The organism is Arthrobacter sp. Dra40 (genome assembly GCF_059091905.1).
The window spans coordinates 1-1,245 of sequence record NZ_JBNHHB010000503.1; the positions used below are offsets into that span (position 1 = coordinate 1).

Annotated in this window: 2 protein-coding genes; one reads left to right on the plus strand and one right to left on the minus strand. The window is 60.6% G+C overall.

The window, feature by feature from the left end; genetic code table 11:
- Positions 1-33: 33 nt before the first annotated feature.
- The gene (locus AC5RWT_RS37570; protein WP_493966614.1) at positions 34-525 is read right to left on the minus strand and encodes a YajQ family cyclic di-GMP-binding protein; all 492 of its coding nucleotides are present in this window, start codon (positions 523-525) and stop codon (positions 34-36) included.
- Positions 526-724: 199 nt separating this feature from the next.
- Here AC5RWT_RS37570 and AC5RWT_RS37575 point away from each other — a divergent pair, with 199 nt between their 5' ends.
- On the plus strand, positions 725-1,135 hold the full coding sequence (locus AC5RWT_RS37575) for a hypothetical protein (RefSeq protein WP_494084649.1): 411 nt from the start codon (positions 725-727) through the stop codon (positions 1,133-1,135).
- Positions 1,136-1,245 lie beyond the last annotated feature (110 nt).

Sequence of the window (1,245 nt, forward strand, 5' to 3'; positions counted from 1 at the left end):
TCAGCCATGTTTTGACCAGCCTTATGCCTTCGGCTACCGGTAGTTGATGAACTGCAGATCGACGTCCAAGTCGGAGCCCTTGAGCAGTGAAATGACTTCCTGCAGGTCATCGCGGGACTTGGAGGTGACGCGGAGTTCGTCACCCTGGATCTGGGCCTTCACGCCCTTGGGGCCTTCATCGCGAATGATCTTCGAGATCTTCTTGGCCTGGTCCTGGGCGATGCCCTCCTTGATGCCGGCCTCGATCCGGTACTCCTTGCCCGAGGCGAATGGCTCGCCGGAGTCCAGGGACTTCAGCGAGATGCCGCGCTTGACGAGCTTCGACTGGAGAACGTCCAGAACTGCCTTGACGCGTTCCTCTGAGTTGGCCTTCATCAGAATCTTCTCGCCACTGAAGTCAACCTCGGCTCCGACGCCCTTGAAGTCGTAGCGCTGGGCAATTTCCTTCTGCGCCTGGTTCAAAGCATTGGCGATTTCCTGCTTGTCCACCTTGCTGACGATGTCGAATGAAGAATCGCTGGCCATGGTTCCTCCTGTGCTTGGGCCTGTGTGTCTTGCCACCAGCCTACTGAATTGCACCTCCGCGGGGCGGATCTCCCAGCGTGTGCGCAGGATTCATCCACCGTTCCTTCATCCCCGTCCGCAAGGATCTCAGTGTTGTATCAGCCAGCAATTCACAGGAGCAGCACATATGGGATCCCGCCCGCGGTACATAGTCACCTCGATGAGAGCCGCGGCAGGTTCCTTTCTGGCGGCAACGGCCGTCGCCACGATGGTTGTGATGGGATCGGCACCGGCCTCTGCCGCCGGCACCTCCCCGTCGTCGGTCCAAGCGCCGGCCCTGGCGGCCGGGGCTGCCGCCTTGGTGTGTCGCGACGCTGAAGAGGTGGAGCGTGAACAACGAAAGGACCATGCGGGGGTACCGGATGGCAGAGAATTCGGCCAAAGCGGCAAGACGGCAGCTGCGGGCGGAACATCGCACGCTGCCGCGGACGGGTTCGGCATGGCACCTGCGAACCGATTGGACGGCATCCGCCGGGAAATGGACCAAGCGGTGCAGATGCACCTGGTCACACCCGAGCAGGCGGAGCGGTTCCTCGGTCAGATGCAGGAGCGGATTTCCCGGGGTTTGTAGCCGTCACCGGACTCGATTCGATTCTTGGGCCGTTCTTTGTGTAAAGTTGTCTTGCTTCCTCACGGGGAAGCGGTCTTCTTCTGAAGAAGGCGTTCGGCAGATTACCCGAG

Excerpts from the sequence above, each read along its gene's own strand:
- AC5RWT_RS37570 (WP_493966614.1), bottom strand. The coding sequence starts at position 525 with ATGGCCAGCGATTCTTCATTCGACATCGTCAGCAAGGTGGACAAGCAG.
- AC5RWT_RS37575 (WP_494084649.1), top strand. The coding sequence starts at position 725 with ATGAGAGCCGCGGCAGGTTCCTTTCTGGCGGCAACGGCCGTCGCCACG.